Here is a 15792-nt window from a genome sequence, read left to right as displayed (position 1 = left end):
GTTCAGCGACCCGGCTGGACCGCCGTCTGCAGCAGGTCCGCCAGGCTGTCAGACTTTTCGACTTTGTCGGTGAGATCGAGCCCGGACAAAAGGTCGACCAGATGGCTGTTCATCAGGGCGGCCGCGTCGGCGCTATCGCCGGCCTCGATCGCATCGACCAACGCATGGTGGGCGTGCTTCTCGCATGTGGCGTCGCGACGCTTCCAGTAAAGCGCGATGATCAGCGAGGAGTGCGAGACGAGGTCGCGCACGAAGTTGGTGAACACCGAATGCGCGGCGATCTCGGCGATGCCGACATGGAAGCGCGCCGACAGCATGATGGCGTCGCTGTCGCGGCCGTCATGCAGCGCCTCGTGCTCCTTTTCGAGATGCTGTCTCAGTTGCGCGATGTCGGATGGCACCGCGGCTCTGGCGGCGAGTGCCGCCACCTTGGGCTCGATCAGCGCCCTCGCCTCGAACACTTCGCGCGCCTCGATCTTCGAGGGCTGCGCGACGAAGGCGCCGCGATTGGGCTCGAGCCGGGCCAGCCGGTCATGCGCGAGTGCCTGCAAGGCGGCGCGAACGACGGTGCGGCTCACCGAATAGATCGAGGCGAGTTCGTCCTCCGGCAGCTTGGTGCCCGGCGCGAGGCGATGGCTGACGATGGCATCCCTCAACCCATAATAGATCGGCGACCAGCGCGCTGCGGGCCTGTCGTCTCGATCTTCTTCCTTGAGGACTGTCAGCATGCTCTTCAACGCGCAGGCGCAACACGCCTGATTTGCCTCCACCGGTAGAGGTGAGTTCAATCTAATATGGCTTGCGCGAGGGTCAATCCCGGCAGCCGGTCGTACAGGATCTCCTCTCAGCCGGTCGGCGACAGCGAGGCGAAAACGCCCGAAAAGCGCTTGCCACGAGGCGCGGCGTAGCCACCGATCTTCGATGTCTTCAAGCCGACCTTGAACAGGCTCTCGGCCAGCGTGACGGCGCAAACGACGCCGTCAAGCACCGGAACGCCGTGCTCCTCGGACAGGCTGTGCGCGAGGTCGGCCATACCGGCGCAGCCGAGCACGATCGCCTCGGCATGATCCTCGCGGATGGCGCGCGCGATCTCCTGCGAAATCCTGTGTCTTGCATTCGAGCCCGGACGTTCGAGCTCGAGCACGGCGACTTCCGACGAGCGCACCTTGGCGCAGCGCGAGGCAAGGCCGTATTTCGCCAGATTGTGCTCGATGGCCGGCACCGAGCGGGCAAGCGTGGTGACGACGCTGAATTTGCCGGCGACAAGGCTCGCCATATGGAACGCCGCCTCGCCGATGCCGATGACGGGAGCCTCGGTGGCACAGCGCGCGGCATCCAGCCCGGTGTCGTCGAAGCAGGCGATAACGTAAGCATCCGCGGCCGGCGCCTTGCCCATCTCGGCGATGATGCCCGGAATGGCGAAGACCTCGTCGAAATAGCCCTCGATGCTCGGCGGGCCGTCGGCCGGATTGACGGCGACGATCTCCGTCGCGCTGGAGGCGACGCTTGCCGCCGCCTCGCCGATCTTGGCGGTCATCGATTGGGTAGTGTTGGGATTGATGACGAGGATGCGCATTCCAATCAGCCTCAGATCTCGCCGCCGAGATAAAGACGCTTGACCCGGTCGTCGGCCAGCAATTCGGCGGAGTTGCCGCTCAGCGCGACACTGCCGGTGGTCAGCGCATAGGCGCGCTGCGAGATGCGCAGCGCCATGCGCGAATTCTGCTCGACCAGCAGCACGCTGACCTTCTCGTCGCGGTTGATGGCGACGATCGAGCGGGCGATGTCCTGGACGAGTTTGGGCGCGACGCCGAGCGACGGCTCGTCGAGCAGCAAGAGCTTCGGTTTCGCCATCAGCGCGCGGCCGATGACCAGCATCTGCTGTTCGCCGCCGCTCATCGTGCCGGCGGCCTGCGAGAAGCGCTCCTTCAGCCGGGGAAACCGCCCCAGCACCATCTCCATCGACGCCGCTATCTCGGTCTTGCTGGTGCGCGTGAAGGCGCCCATCAGCAGGTTGTCCCTGACCGACATGTAAGGAAATACGCGGCGCCCTTCGGGCACCATGGCGATGCCCATCTTGACGATCTCGTCGGGCGCGGCGCCATCGATGCGCTTGCCGCCATAGTGGATCTCGCCGGACCTGATCTTGCGCAAGCCGGTGATGGCGCGAAGGATCGACGACTTGCCGGCGCCGTTGGCGCCGATCAGCGCGACGGTCTCGCCTTCGTTGACCTCGAGCGAGACGCCTTTCAGCGCGTATACGTGGTCGTAGTAGAGCTCGACATTGGCGAAGTTCAGGATCTGGTTCATAGGCCGATCGCCTCGTCTTCGCTGCCGAGATAGGCTTCGATCACCTTCTCATCGGCCTGGATTTCCGACGGCGTTCCCTCGGCGATCTTCTGCCCGAAATTGAGCACGACGAGCCGGTCGGAAATCTTCATGACGGCCGGCATGTCGTGCTCGACCAGCAGGATGGTCAGGCCGCGCTCGCGCAGGCGCCGCACCATTTCCACCATGCGCATGGTCTCGTCGTGGTTCATGCCGGCGAAGGGCTCGTCGAGCAACAGGATGGACGGGTTGGTGGCAAGGCCGATGGCGATGCCCAGCGCCCGCAAATGCCCGTGCGGCAGGTTGCGGGCGGTCTCATTGGCGAGCGAGGAGAGGCCGAGCAGCGCGAGGATCTCGTCGGCCGATTGGCCGAAGGCCGCTTCGTCGGCCTTCGCCGCGCCGGTGCCGAGGAAGAAGCCGAAGAGGCTCGCCTTCGAGCGCAGATGGTGCGCGATGATGACGTTGTCGCGCACGCTCATGTTCTTGAAGATCGTCGTCTCCTGGAAGGTGCGCACGACGCCCCTGCGGGCGGCGATGTGCGGGGCGAGACCCGATATGCGCTCGCCCTTCAGGCGCACCTCGCCCGTCGTAGGCTTGAGGAACGACGAGATCAGCTTGAACAAAGTCGACTTGCCGGCGCCGTTCGGACCGATGACCGACAGGATCTCCTTTTCGCGCACCGAGAAGGAGACGTTGTTGACCGCGACGAGACCGCCGAAGCGCTTGGTGATGCCGGAGACTTCGAGCATTTCGGCCATGGCTCAACCCTTCTTCCGGGTCATTTCGGCAAGGCTGAGTATGCCGTTGGGCAGCACCAGCATCAGGACGATCATCAGGCCGGAATAGATGAGCAACTGGAACTGGCCGGTCTGGAACAGAAGATCCCAGCCGAAATAAAGCACCAGCGTGCCGAGCATCGGACCGAACACGTAACCCAGGCCACCGAGGAAGCAGTTCAGCATGAAGTTGACGGAATCGGTGACGGTGAAGCTCGACGGGTAGATCGACTGCGAGATGGCGGCGAAGATGGCGCCGGAAACGCCGCCGAAGAAGGACGAGACGGCATAGGCGATGACGCGGAGATAAGCGATGTTGACGCCGATCGAGGACGCAAGCTCCTCATTCTGCTGCAGCGACTGGCAGAGTTTGCCAATGCGCGAATTGACGAGCCGGTACATGACCGCGAAGCAGACCACCATCAGCGTGACCGCCAACAGGTAGAAGGCAAGCCGCGAATTCTGCAGCGTGGCGAAATCGGGAATCAGCGTGATGCCGAAGACCGAGAGCGCACCTGGCAGCGGGATGCTGACGATGCCCTTGGCGCCGTTGGTGATCGGCAGCGCCAGCGCAAGCAGGCGCGCCACCTCGGTCAGCACCAGCGTGACCATGGCGAAATAGACGCCGCGCAGGCGCAGGATCGGCAGGCCGATCAGCACGCTGGCACCGGCGCAGAACAGACCCGCGACCGGGAGCGTCAGCCAGAACGACCAGCCATGGTTCATGACCAGTATGGCCGAAACATAACCGCCCGTCAGCGCGTAGGCGCCCTGGCCGATGTTGATGCGGCCGATATAGAAGGTGAGCCAGACACCGGCGCTGGCGATGCTGAGCAATGCCACCGAGGTCAGCGTGTAATAGAGGTCGAAGCGGCCGCTCGACGAGATCGCGGCCGGCACGACGACAAAGACGATCGCGAGAAAGGCGACGACGGCGGCGATCCTGGTGTTGCGATTGAGGGTCATGGCGCGATCAACCCCACGGCTTGCCCATCAGCCCGTTCGGACGGACCGACAGGAACACCATCAGGGCGGCGAAGATCACGAGGTAGGTCACGTCGCCATATTCGCGCAGCACGGTAAGGCCGACCGACTCCATCATGCCGAGGATGAAGCCGCCGGCGATCGCGCCCCCGACGACGCCGGCGCCGCCGATCATCACCATCAGGAAGGCCTTGATCGAGATCGGCCCGCCAATGCCGGAATTGACGCCGGTGATGGTGACCAGCAGCCCGCCGACGACGCCGGCCAGCATGGCGCCCATGGCGAAGCCGATCATCGAATAGCGGTCGACCCTGACACCCATCAGCTGGGCGGCGACGCGGTCCTGGGCGAGCGCCCGCATGGCGCGCCCGACCCGGCTGTACTGCATGTACAGCACGAAAGCGGCGATGAAGACGATGGCGAGCGCGCCGACGACCAGCCGGTCGTAAGGCATGATGATGCCGGCATCGTTGAAGACGCCCTTGACGATCTTGGGAACGCCGCGCTGCTTTTCGCCGAAGAGGAGCAGGATGACGGCGTCGAAGAAGAAAGCCGTCGCCGCGGCGAGCAGCATCGTGCTTTCCTCGCGATGACTGCGCCTGATGACGGTGCGGAAGAGGAATTTCTCCATCAGCGCGCCGATGACGGCGAGCGTCACGCCGGAGGCGAGCAACGCCACCACGAAAGGCAGGCCGAGCTGGCCGTAGACGGTGTAGGTTATGAACCCGCCCAGCACATACATCTGGCCGTGGGCGAAATTGAGCACGTTCATCAGGGCGAAGATCAGGGTGAGCCCCAGCGCGATCAGCGCGTATTGGGCACCGAGATACAATCCGTTGGCGATGACCTGTTCCATGGATACCTTCGATCTCCCGCGGGGTCCGGCCTATCGACCGGCCCCGCGGCAAGCTTGAGGAATTGACGCTCGAAGGTAACGCTAGTCGACGGAGCCGACGAACAGGGTCTGGAAAGCGCCATCCTTGTATTCGTTGACCACCATCGGCACCGACAACTGGCGCTTCTGGCCGAAGGACGTCATGCCGACATAGCCCAGCTTGGCGTCGCCCTTGAGGAAAGGATTGGGCGCGGTGAAGGTGTCCATGGTCTTCTTGAATTCGGCGACGTCGTTGATGGCCGCCGGATTGGCCTTCAGCGTGTCGAGAATGTATTCCAACGCGTAGACCTTGGTGTTGGACTCGTCGTTGTATTCGCCGAACATCTTGGTGTAGCGGGTGACGAACTCTTTCATCGTGTCGGAGGCAATCTCTGGCGTGGAAGCACCGCCGACGGAGATGAAGCCGTTGGCGTATTCGCCGGCGCCTTCTTCCAGAACCTTGGCGTCCTGGGCGGTTTCGGTCGAGATCAGGCCTTCATAGCCGAGCTCGCGGGCAGCGCGGATGAGCAGCGGCGCGTTGGCCGGCGCTACGCCGGACAGCACCAGCAGGTCGGGCTTCAGCGCCACGATCGGCGTCAGCACCGGCGTGAAGTCGCGGGTGTCGTTCTGGTAGGTGTCGTTCTGGGCGACGATCTCGAGGCCCAGCGCCTTGGCCGCCTCGACGCCGCCGTCGCGCTGGCTGAGCGGATCGGATTCGTTGGCGGCGACAAAGGCGATCTTCTTCACGCCCTTGTTTTCCTTGAGATATTTATAGATCGCCGGACCGGATTGGTAGTTGGCGATCATGCCGAGCACGGCATTCGAAGCCGGCTTCTGGTAGAGCGCCTTGGGGAAAGCGTAGGGGAAATAAATGATGCCGTTGGCCTCGGCGACGGGGCGCACAGCGGCGGCGCCGTCATCGACATTCGGGCCGACGACATAGTGGACGCCCTCCTGCGCCATCTTTTCCATGCCGGCGATGGCGCGCTTAGGGTCCTTCTGGTCGTCGAAGGTGACGATGTTGATGTTGTAGGTGTCATTGCCGATCTTGACGCCGCCGGTCTCGTTGAGCCAGGCGGCGCGGGTCTGCATCGAGCGTACGTTCGAGGTGCCCCAGGCGGCGGCCGGACCGCTGGTGACGCCGACGAAGCCGATCTTCAGTTCCTTGTTTTCAGCCTGCGCGGACGAAATGCCGACAGCGGCAATGGCCAGGGTCGAGACGGCGCCGAGCGCCATTGATTTCAGAGTCGAGCGACGGTTGATCATATCGGTAGTTCCCCTTGGTTATCGCGCTTTGTGTTTTGCTCGTAGGCTGCGCGTATAGCGTAAGGGAAACCGGCCGGCGTCGATTGTCAACATCTTTCTTCAACATTGTATACAATATCTGGGCCGAATGTGCGCGATGGCCCGCCAACCATAACAAGATCAGCGTTCAAAGGGGGTCAGGTCTCGTCAACGGCAGCCACCCCAGCGACTCCGATAGGGTCGCAGGAACCATAAACGCAAAGGTGGCCGAGGCCTGTCGAAAGCCGGCTCCGGAGGAATGCCGCCGGGAATCCTACTTCCCGCAATAGTGATCGTTGATGTCGTTCACCGCATTCGCGTCCGGCCCGACGCGGTGATACGAGCAGGCCCCCGCCGGCGTGGTGGACATTTGCTGGTCGTAGTAGCGCGGACCGCCGAACAGCGTGTCGATGATGTCGTCACTGGCCGGAACATAACGCTCATGCTCGGTGACGCGGTGACGATGTTCGCCGGCGGAAGCCCGGCCGACCATCACGGCTGCCGCGGCAAGCATGAGCGCGGCGATTGCAAAATGTTTCGTCATAGCAGCGACCTTCCGGCAATTTGGATTTGCAGCATATCCAAAATCTCCAGCGGAGCAAAAGTTCCCACACGGGCGGGTCCGCACACCGCTGACAGTCATGGTCGGTTCCTTTCGTTGCTTCCGACCTCAAGACGAGCGAGGCTTGGCCAGGTGTGACATCGACGTGGGAAATTTTGGCTACCGAACCCCCTATCCGGATCGCCGAAAAATAACGGCAATCGCGACGGCGGATTTTCGACAATGGCGGGCTCCGATGCCGGATATCCTGCATTCGTTCGGCCACCAGCCTCGGCGGCCAAAGGGAATAGCCCGATGACAGCCAGAGTGATCGTTCTCGACGCCAAGCCGCTGAGCACGAGCGATGTCGCCGAGATCGCGCGGCGCAATGCCCGGCTCGTGCTTGGCGAGCAAGCCATGCGCCGCATCCGCGCAAGCCGCGCCCTCATCGAGCATCTCACCCAGCTCGGCAAGCCGCTCTATGGCGTCACCACCGGGCTTGGCGCCTGTGTCGACACGCCGCTGGCGCAAGCCGACCTGATCGCCTTCCAGCACAGCGTGCCGCTCAGCCACTCGATGGGCGCCGGCCCGTCGCTGTCGACCGAGGCTGTGCGGGCGCTGCTGGTCGCACGCATCTGCGGCATGGCCGCGGGCGGCACTGGCACCTCGGAAGGCGTCGTCATGGGCCTGATCGCAGCGCTTAACGCCGGCGTTCATCCGGTCATTCCGAGTTGGGGATCGGTGGGCGCCGCGGATCTCGCGCCGCTCGGCCATCTGGCGCGGGCGCTGCGCGGCGATGGCGAGACGGAATATCAAGGCCGGATCATGCCGTCGGCCGAGGCATTGAAGCTCGCCGGACTCGAACCGCTCGACCTGCGCGAGAAGGACGGCCACGCCATCATCGTCGCCAACAGCCTTTCGACCGGAACGGCGTGCCTGGCGCTCGAAGAAGTTGCGTGCCTGATCGACTGGTCGCTGGCGGCGGTGGCGCTGAATTACGAGGCATTCCGCTCGTCGCTCAAGGCCATCGACGAGGATGCGCTGGCGGCGCGGCCGGCCTTCGGCCAGGTCGAGATCGGCGCAAGGCTGCGGGCCGAGCTTTCAGGCTCCGGGCTGTGGCAGGAGAATGCCGCGCGGCGGCTGCAGGATCCGCTCAGCTTCCGCTGCGTGCCGCAAGTGTGGGGCGGCCTGCTCCACGCCTATGAGCAGGCGAAGCTGGCGACGGAGATCGAGCTTGGCCATTCCGGCGACAATCCCGTTATCCTGCCCGAGGCGGAGCGGGTCGTCTCCAACGGCAATTTCGACCTGACCGCATTCACGCTGACCTGGGAAAACCTCGGCCAGGCGCTGGCGCATTGCGCGGTCGGCACCGCCAACCGCTCGATGAAGCTGATGTCGCCGACGGTGGCGGAACTGCCGCGCTTCCTGTCGGCAAGAGGCGGCAGCCGCCAGGGCTATGCGGAACTGCAGAAGCCGGTCGCGGCGCTCGAAGCGGAAATCCGGCACCTCGCCAATCCGATGTCGCTCAGCCCCCTGGCCATCTCGGATGGTGTCGAGGACCAGTCGTCGATGGCGCCGCGCGTCGTGGCCAAGACGGCAGGGATCGTCGAGCGCCTGCGCTATCTGGTGGCGATGGAGCTGATCTTCGCCGCCACAGGCGTCGAGCTGCGCGGCGTGCTGGACAGCATGGGCGAAGGCCCGCGGCGCAGCTATGAAGCCGTTCGGGCGCTGGTCGCCCCGCTCGACGACGACCGCGAGATGAGCGCCGACATGGCGCGGGTGGTGCGCATGGTGGCGGGGCCGCCGCTGCTGTAGAGCGGGCCAAGAGGCCCGCTGCAACCGCACTTCCCTTCACACGAAGGTACTCTTCGGGGCGCCCTGAGCCTCAGTGGTAGTAGATGCCGCCGTCGACGTTGAGCGCCTGGCCGGTGACGAAGGCCGAGAGATCCGAGGCGAAGAACAGCACCGGGCCGACGACATCCTCGGGCGCGCCGAGGCGCTTCAGCGCGGCGACGTCCTCCCAGTGGCGGATCGCGGCTTCGCTGCCCAGATTGTTCTTGCCCATCTCGGTCAGGATGATGCCGGGGCAGATCGCGTTGACGGTGACGCCGTCCATGCCGACCTCCTGCGCCAGGACACGCGTCAGCGTGATCACCACCGCCTTGGTCGCGGCGTAGTGGCCCTGCGTCGGCACGCCCTGCCGGCCGGCGATCGAGGCGATGTTGATGACCCGGCCCGACTTCCTGGCGCGCATATGCGGCAGCACCGCCTGGCACATCATCAGCACGCCCTTGGCGTTGATATCGAAATGCGCATCCCAATTGGCTTCGTCGAGATCCTGCAGCAGGCTGGGCTTCAGGATGCCGGCATTGTTGACCAGCACGTCGATGCTGCCCGCCGCCTCGAGCAGGGCCTGCGCGGTCGCCTCGATGTCCTTCTTCTTGCTGACATCCATCGTGTAGACATAGGCCTTGCGGCCGGCCGCCTCGATCTCGCCCTTGGTGACGTCGAGCTCGGCCGCCTGCGACGGCAGATCGGTGATGGCGACATCGAAGCCCGCTTCGGCAAGCCCTTTCGCGAGCGCCCTGCCGATGCCACGGCTGGCGCCGGTCACGAGAGCCGTCTTGCCCTTGGCCTCAGAGAGAATGGTCATGCTGCTTCCACCTTTGATGTCTTGACCGGGAGCGAGTTCATCGCCGCGATCGTGTCGTCGAATGAAACGAGTTTGCCGTCGGAGCCGAGCCCCATCGCCACCTTGGCGGCGACCGCGCTGGCAAAGCGCGCGGACTGCTTCAGATCCCAACCCTTGACGATGCCGACGATGATGCCTGCTGTGAAGGAATCGCCGCAGCCTGTCGTGTCGAAGACTTCGACCTCGAAGGCCGGTAGATGGAAATCCTCGCCATGCTCGGGCGAGACATAGACGCCGCCGGCGCCAAGGGTGAGGATGCAGTTCTTCACGCCCCTCGCCTTGAAGAAGGCGGCGACGCGGTCCGGATCGCGGTCATGCGCCATCTCGCCGGCCTCGTCGATGCTCGGCACGAAATAGTCGATATAGGGCAGGCACGGCTCGACCAGCTTCCATGTCTCCGGCGTCGCCTGGATGAGGTCGAAGGTGGTGACGCGGCCAAGTTCCTTGGCGCGTTTCAAAAGCCGCACCGTCGGCTCGCCGTCGAAACGCTTCAGCAGGCCGGTGCCGCCGACATGGACGACGGTTGCATCAAGGGCAGCATCAAGATCGGCATCGGCGACGTCAAACAAGGTGGCCGTACCGGGCACATGCAAGGCGGGACGCTCGCCGTTCGGCCGCACCGGCAGGATGGTGGACGAGGTCTGGAGGCTGCCGTCGCGGCGCACGAGGCTCGTCTCCAGGCCGTATTTCTTGAGCTTGGCGAGGAACCAGTCGCCCATGTCGTCGGTGCCGAGCGTGGTGACGGCGCGGGTCTTCAGCCCGAGGATGGCGCAGTCCATGCCGGTCGCGCCGGCCGTGCCGGCAACGGTCATGCGGATCTCCTCGATATAGTCGGCGCGGCCGCCTTCGGGGATGCGAGAGACTGGACGTCCGAGGATGTCGAGGACGTAGAAGCCGATCGAGCTGACGTCGAATTGGGGCATGGCTGACTTAACCTTTCGAACTCAATGGGCGGCGCGGCGCAGGCCGAAGCTCGCGGCCAGCACCAGGAAGACGAGCACGCCGATGCCGACCTGCTGCCAGTAGAAATTCCAGCCGACGAGCAGCAGCCCGTTCTTGACGATGGCGAGCAGCAACACGCCGAGCAGCGTGCCGATGACCGAGGGCTTGCGCTCGCGGCTGAGCGTCGTGCCGATGAAGGTGGCGCCGATGGCGTCGAGCAGGAAGGCATTGCCCGACAGCGGCACGTAGGACTTCACCGTCGCCGAGAGCAGGATGCCGGTGACGCCCGCGAGCAGCGCGCACAGCACGTGCACCATCGACAATTCTCGCGGCACGCGGATGCCGGAATACCAGGCGACGCCGGGCTGCGCGCCCATGGCCTGGACATAGCGGCCGAACACCGAACGATGCAGCAGGAGATGGACCGCGACGGCGAGCACGATCAGCACGATAACCGGGGTCGGTATCCCGAACAGAGCCGTGCGGGCGATGGCGTTGAACTGGTCTGCTGCATAGCCGCTGGTGAGATAGATCGGCTGGCCGCCGCTGGTGGCGAGCTGCTGCGTGCTCTGGCCGATGAAGAGCACGCCGAGCGTCGCCAGGAAGGGGCTGATGTTGAGCCGGGTGATCAGGATCGCGTTGAGGATGCCGACGATCAGCGCCGCGCCAAGTCCGCCCGCGACGCCGACCACGCCGCTATGGCCGGCAGCCAGAAGCATGACGAAGACCATGCTCGCCATGTCGACGGACACGCCGACCGAAAGATCGATGCCGCCCGACGAGATGACGATGGTCAGCCCCAGCGCAACGATTGCCAGCATGACGACGTTGTTGACCAGCACGTTGAAGAGGTTGGCCGGCGTCAGGAAGGTCGGGCTCGCCACCGAGAAGAAGATGACGATGGCCGCGAAGGCGATGAGCACGCTGTATTTGGCGAGGAAGCCGCGCAGGTTCACCTTGGCTGCGTTGTCGTTGGCCGAGACGCTCATCGCGAACCCTCCGAACCGCGGGCAAAAGATGTGATGGCCACCACCAGCAGGATCAGCGCGCCCTGCACGCCGTTGACCCAGTAGCTGGAGACGTTGAGCAGCTGGAAGCCGTTGGCGAGGAGGCCGATGAAGAGAACGCTGAGCAGCGTGCCGCCCATGGTCGGCACGAAGCGGCGCGAGAAGACGGTGCCGAGCAGTGCCGCGGCCAGCACCGACAGAAGCAGCTCGCCGGAACCGGGCGTGCTGGCCGAAAGGCGCGAGACGGTGAGGATGCTCGCCACCGCCGCGCAGAACCCGCTCAGCACATAGGTGAAGGACACATAGAACGGCACGCTGAGACCGGCCGCGCGGGCCGCCTCAGGATGGCCGCCGACCGCGTAGAGTCTGAGCCCGAACGACGTGCCGTGAACGACCACGATCATGAGCGCCGAGAAGACGATCAGCGCCCAGGCAAGCGCGGAGACGCCGAGGAAGCTGCCCGACACCAGCACGCCGAGCAGCGGGGAGGATGCGCCGACGACCGTGTTCTGGGTGAGCGTGAGTTCCATGCCGGCCGCGACATTGAGCACGGCAAGCGTGGCGAGCAGCGGCAGGATGCCGAGGCCGACCACGGCAAGCGCGTTGAGCGCGCCGACCGCCATGCCGACGGCAATCGCCGCGAGCACCGAGAGGAGGTCGCCATAACCCATCGACAGGAGCGTCGCATAGACGGCGGCGCAGAGCCCCATATTGGCGGCGATCGACAGGTCGATGCCGCCTTCGGTGACATCGGAGCCGCCGCCGATGATCACGGCCGTCATGCCATAGGCGAGCACGCCCAGGATCGCCGACTGCTCGACGACGTTGATCAGGTTGAAGGTCGAGGTGAAGCCCGGCGCGAAGATGACGAAATAGGCCATGATCGCGGCAAAGGCAGCGATCGCGCCAAGCCGCACGACGAGCGCGCCGAAGCGCCGGCCGGCGCTCTTGGCGGCGGCTTGCTTTTCGTCGGAGACGCCGACTTCAGTGTGGAGAACAGTCGCGCTCATGCGGCCACTCCGTCAGCGTTCGAGCGCGCGCCTGACGAAGCAGCCAGCAGCGCGTCGCTGTTCATCGCGGGGCCGGAGAAGCTTCCGGCGAGCCTGCCGCGATAGACGACCAGCACGCGGTCGCAGACGCCGACCAATTCGAGCAGGTCGGAGGACAGAAGCAGGATCGCCGCGCCCTCGCCCGCCAGGCGATTCAAGAGGTTGTAGATCTCGACCTTGGCGCCGACATCGACGGCCACCGTCGGTTCGTCCAGCACATAGACGCGCGACTGGCAGCTCAACCATTTGGCTATAGCCACCTTCTGCTGGTTGCCGCCGGAGAGCTCGCGCACCAGCGCGTCGCGATGCGGCGTCTTGATCGACAGTTCCTTGATCAGGCTGTCCACCGCCTGGTTCTCAGCGCCACGGCTGACCATGCCAGTCCGCGAGTAGCGGCGCAGGCTGGCCAAGGAAATGTTCTCGCGCACCGAAAGACCTAGCGCGACGCCATGGGCGCGACGGTCTTCCGGCAGCATGGCGATGCCGTCGCGCACCGCCTTGACCGGCGTCGACAGCGACAGCTCCCTGCCCTCGACCTTGACCTCACCGCCATCGGCGGTCTTGAGGCCGAACAGGCACTGGACGATCTCCTTGGCGCCGGAGCCGAGCAGGCCGGTGAGGCCGACAATCTCGCCGGCGCGCACGTTGAAGCCGATGTTCTCGAAGCTGCCGCCGAGGCGCAGATTGGAAACCTCCAGCACCGGCGTGCCTAAAATGACCGAGCGCTTCGGGAACATCTCGCCGACATCGCGGGCGATCATCATCGAGATGATCTCGTCGATCGGCGTCTGGCGCGGATCGACCGTGCCGACATCGGTGCCGTTGCGCATCACGGTGACGCGGTCGCAGAGCTTCTCGATCTCCTGCATGTAATGGGAAATGAAGACCACGGCGATGCCGTCGTCGCGCAGTCGGCGCAGCACGTCGAACAAGCTGTCGACCTCGCGCTTGACCAGCGCCGCGGTCGGCTCGTCGAGCACCAGCACCGATGCCTTTTGTGCCAGCGCCCGGGTGATCTGGACGACCTTCTGCTGTGCCGTGGTGAGGTCCTTGACCAAGGTTCCAGCCGGCAGCTCCATGCCGAAGAACCGCTTCAGCAAATCGGCCGCGCGGCGCTCCATGGCACGGCGGCTGACGAACGGGCCGAGGCCGATCTCGTGACCGAGGAAGACAGCTTCGCCGACGGTCGCCGTCGGCACCAGAAGCCTGTCCTGGTGGATGAAATGGACGCCGAGCTTTTCGACCGACGCCGGTGTCAGCGTGCTCGCGGTCTCGCCATTGATGACGATCGAGCCGCTGTCCGGCTTGATGATGCCGGCCAGCACCTTGATGATGGTCGACTTGCCGGCGCCGTTCTGGCCGACAAGGCCGAGGATCGAGCCGCGCGCGATCTCGAGGTTCGCGTTTTCCAAGGCGCGCACCGGACCGAACCGCTTCGATATGCCCGTCATCGACACAGCAATGTCGTGCTTTGCTGTCTGCATGGCCATCAATCCTGGTTGGATGTGACGGGCAGCCGCATAAGCGCGGCTGCCCGTCGTTTCGTCCGCTCTACTTAACGCCGGCCTTCTCGGCGGCGTCGAGGAAAGGTTTACCCTTTTCGGCGGCATTTTCCTTGTTGATCAGCACCGCCGGGACGAAGGTGAAGGGCGGCACCTTCTGGCCGGCCAGGTACTTGGCGACGTTGTCGACCGAGGTCTTGCCGATCTCATAAGGCTGCTGCGCCGCGACCGCGCCGGCCGACGACTTCGGGTCCATCACCATCTTGACGACTTCCGGGCTGCCGTCGATGCCGTAGGTCTTCACCTCGTTGCGGCCGGCCGCTTCGACGGCCTGCGTGGCGCCGATCTGCGGCACGTCCCAGCAGGCCCAGACCGCGCCGATCGAACCCTTCTCGGGCGACTTGGTCAGCATGTCGGTGACGTTGGAATAGGCGCTCTGCACCGTGTTCGGGATGACGTCGCGCAGCTCGGGCTCCACGATCTTCACATCCGGAAACGAGGTCAGCACATATTTCAGCTGGTCGTAGCGGATCTTGCAGACCGGCACGCTGTAGAAGCCGTTGAACACCAGCACATTGCCCTTGCCGCCCATGTCGGCGACCATCTGCAAGGCGATCTCGGCGCCGATGTTGTAGTTGTTCGACGTGGTGTTGTTGATGGCGTGCGGGGTCGCGGTGTCGACCGTGAACAGCGGGATGCCGGCGTCGCGGATCTTCTGCAGCCACGGGTTCAGCACTTCGAGGTTGCCGAGCTGCTCGATGATGGCGTCCGGCTTCTGCGCGATCAGCGTCTGCAGCTGCGCGATCTGCTGCTGGTCCTTGCGGCCGGCGTCGAGCGCGATGACCTCACCGCCGAGCTCCTTCACGCGGTCCTGGATCCCTTTGAACGCCATCAGGTCCCAGTAATGGTCCGTGCCGATGGCCGAGACGCCGATGCGCTTGCCCTTGAGCGACAAATCCTCGGCGCTCGCGCCGGAGACGGCGGCAAGGCTGCAAGCCGCCGCCAACCCCAAAGCGAGCGCCTTGACGAGGCCTTTCATTGATCCAGTCATTGTCATTTCCTCCCTTGTTGATCGCTCCGGGCCTTCCCGGAGGATTCTGCCAGATGGCCGCCGCGCGGTCCCTTGCTGGTCGCTTCGGGCTAAGCCCTCCGCTTACGCAGCGGCCTCGTTCTCGCGCAGGCCGTAGCTCGCCATGCGCTTGATGACGTTCTCGATCTCCTCGTCGGACAGGATCGGCGGCTCGCCGATCTGCAAGGCGCCGTGATACTGGCGCGCCAGCGTCTCGACCTCGACGGCAAGCCACATCGCCTGGGCAAGGCTCGAGCCGACCGCGATCATGCCGTGCTGGGCAAGCAGGCAGGCCTTGCGGTCGCGCAGCGCCTCCACCGCATGCGCCGAAAGCTCGGCCGTGCCGAAGGTGGCGTAAGGCGCGCAGCGTATGTCGCTGCCGCCGGCGACCGCGACCATGTAATGGATCGCCGGTATCTTCCTGCCCATGATGGCGATCGTCGTGCAGTAGATCGGATGCGCGTGGACGACAGCGTTGACCTCGGGCCTGGCCTTCATGATGTCGAGATGGAAGCGCCATTCGCTGGATGGCGGCAGGCGCCCGTCGACCTCGCCGTCCCAACCCATGAAGACGATGTCTTCCGGCTGCAGCGTGTCATAGGGCGTGCTGGTCGGCGAGATCAGCATGCCCTCGCCGTGGCGACAGCTGATGTTGCCCGATGTGCCCTGGTTGATGCCGAGCGCATTCATCTGGATGCAGGCGTCGATGATGGCCTGGCGCACATCTCGGTCCGAAACGGTCAT

General features: G+C 64.7%; 16 protein-coding genes. 1 reads left to right on the top strand and 15 read right to left on the bottom strand.

Annotation, left to right across the window (positions count from 1 at the left end):
• Window positions 1-2: 2 nt before the first annotated feature.
• From WDX12_RS18590 to WDX12_RS18555, 8 genes are all read right to left on the bottom strand, one after another.
• Window positions 3-728: a GntR family transcriptional regulator gene (locus WDX12_RS18590; protein WP_320294541.1), complete on the bottom strand. Its 726-nt coding sequence runs from the start codon at window positions 726-728 to the stop codon at window positions 3-5.
• Window positions 729-844: 116 nt separating this feature from the next.
• Entirely contained in the window at window positions 845-1576 is a 732-nt protein-coding gene (locus tag WDX12_RS18585; RefSeq protein ID WP_320294540.1) for an aspartate/glutamate racemase family protein, read from the bottom strand.
• A gap of 11 nt (window positions 1577-1587) precedes the next feature.
• On the bottom strand, window positions 1588-2310 hold the full coding sequence (locus WDX12_RS18580; RefSeq protein ID WP_320294539.1) for an ABC transporter ATP-binding protein: 723 nt from the start codon (window positions 2308-2310) through the stop codon (window positions 1588-1590).
• Window positions 2307-3086, bottom strand: coding sequence for an ABC transporter ATP-binding protein (locus WDX12_RS18575; RefSeq protein ID WP_320294538.1), 780 nt, complete (start codon window positions 3084-3086; stop codon window positions 2307-2309). The genes WDX12_RS18580 and WDX12_RS18575 overlap by 4 nt, the downstream gene beginning before the upstream one ends.
• 3 nt (window positions 3087-3089) lie before the next feature.
• Window positions 3090-4070 carry a branched-chain amino acid ABC transporter permease gene (locus WDX12_RS18570; protein ID WP_434721528.1) on the bottom strand — a complete coding sequence of 327 codons (981 nt, stop codon included), beginning with the start codon at window positions 4068-4070 and terminating at the stop codon, window positions 3090-3092.
• Window positions 4071-4077: 7 nt separating this feature from the next.
• Window positions 4078-4944 (bottom strand): branched-chain amino acid ABC transporter permease, encoded by an 867-nt coding sequence (locus tag WDX12_RS18565; protein ID WP_112095129.1) that lies wholly within the window; start codon window positions 4942-4944, stop codon window positions 4078-4080.
• Window positions 4945-5025: 81 nt separating this feature from the next.
• Entirely contained in the window at window positions 5026-6228 is a 1203-nt protein-coding gene (locus tag WDX12_RS18560) for an ABC transporter substrate-binding protein (RefSeq protein ID WP_320294536.1), read from the bottom strand.
• 292 nt (window positions 6229-6520) lie between these two features.
• Entirely contained in the window at window positions 6521-6790 is a 270-nt protein-coding gene (locus tag WDX12_RS18555; RefSeq protein WP_430699230.1) for a hypothetical protein, read from the bottom strand.
• A gap of 312 nt (window positions 6791-7102) precedes the next feature.
• Between WDX12_RS18555 and WDX12_RS18550 the strand changes: the two genes are divergently transcribed.
• Entirely contained in the window at window positions 7103-8602 is a 1500-nt protein-coding gene (locus WDX12_RS18550) for an HAL/PAL/TAL family ammonia-lyase (RefSeq protein WP_434721527.1), read from the top strand.
• Between the two features lie 70 nt (window positions 8603-8672).
• On the opposite strand, the gene WDX12_RS18545 is transcribed toward WDX12_RS18550, so the two are convergent.
• The 7 genes from WDX12_RS18545 to WDX12_RS18515 all read right to left on the bottom strand — a co-directional run bounded on the left by WDX12_RS18545 (window position 8673) and on the right by WDX12_RS18515 (window position 15792).
• The gene (locus tag WDX12_RS18545) at window positions 8673-9440 is read right to left on the bottom strand and encodes an SDR family NAD(P)-dependent oxidoreductase (protein WP_320294534.1); all 768 of its coding nucleotides are present in this window, start codon (window positions 9438-9440) and stop codon (window positions 8673-8675) included.
• Window positions 9437-10402, bottom strand: coding sequence for a carbohydrate kinase family protein (locus WDX12_RS18540; protein ID WP_434721526.1), 966 nt, complete (start codon window positions 10400-10402; stop codon window positions 9437-9439). The genes WDX12_RS18545 and WDX12_RS18540 overlap by 4 nt, the downstream gene beginning before the upstream one ends.
• A gap of 21 nt (window positions 10403-10423) precedes the next feature.
• Window positions 10424-11410, bottom strand: coding sequence for an ABC transporter permease (locus WDX12_RS18535; protein WP_434721525.1), 987 nt, complete (start codon window positions 11408-11410; stop codon window positions 10424-10426).
• Entirely contained in the window at window positions 11407-12438 is a 1032-nt protein-coding gene (locus WDX12_RS18530) for an ABC transporter permease (RefSeq protein ID WP_434721524.1), read from the bottom strand. Before WDX12_RS18530 ends, WDX12_RS18535 begins: the two co-directional genes overlap by 4 nt.
• Window positions 12435-13961 (bottom strand): sugar ABC transporter ATP-binding protein, encoded by a 1527-nt coding sequence (locus WDX12_RS18525; protein WP_434721523.1) that lies wholly within the window; start codon window positions 13959-13961, stop codon window positions 12435-12437. The genes WDX12_RS18530 and WDX12_RS18525 overlap by 4 nt, the downstream gene beginning before the upstream one ends.
• Before the next feature lie 67 nt (window positions 13962-14028).
• Entirely contained in the window at window positions 14029-15030 is a 1002-nt protein-coding gene (locus WDX12_RS18520; protein WP_320294529.1) for a sugar ABC transporter substrate-binding protein, read from the bottom strand.
• Between the two features lie 102 nt (window positions 15031-15132).
• The gene (locus tag WDX12_RS18515; RefSeq protein ID WP_434721522.1) at window positions 15133-15792 is read right to left on the bottom strand and encodes an L-fuculose-phosphate aldolase; all 660 of its coding nucleotides are present in this window, start codon (window positions 15790-15792) and stop codon (window positions 15133-15135) included.

Source organism: Mesorhizobium sp. RIZ17 (assembly GCF_051127865.1).
In the GTDB taxonomy this organism is placed as follows: domain Bacteria; phylum Pseudomonadota; class Alphaproteobacteria; order Rhizobiales; family Rhizobiaceae; genus Mesorhizobium; species Mesorhizobium humile.
Note: the sequence above shows the minus strand (reverse complement) of the source record. Positions and strands in the feature narration are given on the sequence as shown.

What these genes read in the sequence shown, in the direction of transcription:
- WDX12_RS18545 (WP_320294534.1), bottom strand. Translation starts at nt 9,440, where the DNA reads ATGACCATTCTCTCTGAGGCCAAGGGCAAGACGGCTCTCGTGACCGGC.
- WDX12_RS18540 (WP_434721526.1), bottom strand. Translation starts at nt 10,402, where the DNA reads ATGCCCCAATTCGACGTCAGCTCGATCGGCTTCTACGTCCTCGACATC.
- WDX12_RS18525 (WP_434721523.1), bottom strand. Translation starts at nt 13,961, where the DNA reads ATGCAGACAGCAAAGCACGACATTGCTGTGTCGATGACGGGCATATCG.
- WDX12_RS18530 (WP_434721524.1), bottom strand. Translation starts at nt 12,438, where the DNA reads ATGAGCGCGACTGTTCTCCACACTGAAGTCGGCGTCTCCGACGAAAAG.
- WDX12_RS18570 (WP_434721528.1), bottom strand. Translation starts at nt 4,070, where the DNA reads ATGACCCTCAATCGCAACACCAGGATCGCCGCCGTCGTCGCCTTTCTC.
- WDX12_RS18555 (WP_430699230.1), bottom strand. Translation starts at nt 6,790, where the DNA reads ATGACGAAACATTTTGCAATCGCCGCGCTCATGCTTGCCGCGGCAGCC.
- WDX12_RS18565 (WP_112095129.1), bottom strand. Translation starts at nt 4,944, where the DNA reads ATGGAACAGGTCATCGCCAACGGATTGTATCTCGGTGCCCAATACGCG.
- WDX12_RS18560 (WP_320294536.1), bottom strand. Translation starts at nt 6,228, where the DNA reads ATGATCAACCGTCGCTCGACTCTGAAATCAATGGCGCTCGGCGCCGTC.
- WDX12_RS18590 (WP_320294541.1), bottom strand. Translation starts at nt 728, where the DNA reads ATGCTGACAGTCCTCAAGGAAGAAGATCGAGACGACAGGCCCGCAGCG.
- WDX12_RS18550 (WP_434721527.1), top strand. Translation starts at nt 7,103, where the DNA reads ATGACAGCCAGAGTGATCGTTCTCGACGCCAAGCCGCTGAGCACGAGC.
- WDX12_RS18515 (WP_434721522.1), bottom strand. Translation starts at nt 15,792, where the DNA reads ATGACCGTTTCGGACCGAGATGTGCGCCAGGCCATCATCGACGCCTGC.
- WDX12_RS18575 (WP_320294538.1), bottom strand. Translation starts at nt 3,086, where the DNA reads ATGGCCGAAATGCTCGAAGTCTCCGGCATCACCAAGCGCTTCGGCGGT.
- WDX12_RS18520 (WP_320294529.1), bottom strand. Translation starts at nt 15,030, where the DNA reads ATGACTGGATCAATGAAAGGCCTCGTCAAGGCGCTCGCTTTGGGGTTG.
- WDX12_RS18535 (WP_434721525.1), bottom strand. Translation starts at nt 11,410, where the DNA reads ATGAGCGTCTCGGCCAACGACAACGCAGCCAAGGTGAACCTGCGCGGC.
- WDX12_RS18585 (WP_320294540.1), bottom strand. Translation starts at nt 1,576, where the DNA reads ATGCGCATCCTCGTCATCAATCCCAACACTACCCAATCGATGACCGCC.
- WDX12_RS18580 (WP_320294539.1), bottom strand. Translation starts at nt 2,310, where the DNA reads ATGAACCAGATCCTGAACTTCGCCAATGTCGAGCTCTACTACGACCAC.